This window comes from Pseudomonas sp. 14A, assembly GCF_018132745.1.
Lineage (GTDB): Bacteria > Pseudomonadota > Gammaproteobacteria > Pseudomonadales > Pseudomonadaceae > Aquipseudomonas > Aquipseudomonas mercuritolerans.
The window spans coordinates 1-329 of sequence record NZ_JAGRQJ010000029.1 but is presented as its reverse complement, the minus strand read 5'-3'; the positions used below and the strand labels follow the sequence as shown (position 1 = coordinate 329).

Genomic DNA, 329 nt, shown 5'->3' with positions numbered 1-329 from the left:
TGGCTCGCCGACGGGACGACCCCGACCGCAGACAACATCTGGGTCGCGTCCGTTCGCGAGCGGTTGGATCCCAGCCACTACTGGCGGCCGGCGGGCAACGCCGGCGATGCAGTGAGCCTAGCTGAGACGTTCGCAAGCACCGAGACGATCCTCACCGATGCGCTCAGCGACCTGCAGGAGGTACAGGGACAGTTGCGCGCGCTTCACGCTGGCTCGCCCGCGACGATCCGCCCCATTGGAGATCTGCTTACCGAAGTCGCCGAGATCGTACGTCTCTTGCCGACGCAGACGTATCCGCTGCTTGGAGTGCGGTGGTGGGGTGCGGGGGC

1 protein-coding gene is annotated in these 329 nt (G+C 66.9%); it reads left to right on the top strand.

Going from position 1 to position 329, the window contains the following annotated elements; translation table 11 throughout:
• A partial coding sequence (locus PS14A_RS26500) for a hypothetical protein (RefSeq protein ID WP_212617598.1) occupies positions 1-329 on the top strand: 329 nt, incomplete at both ends.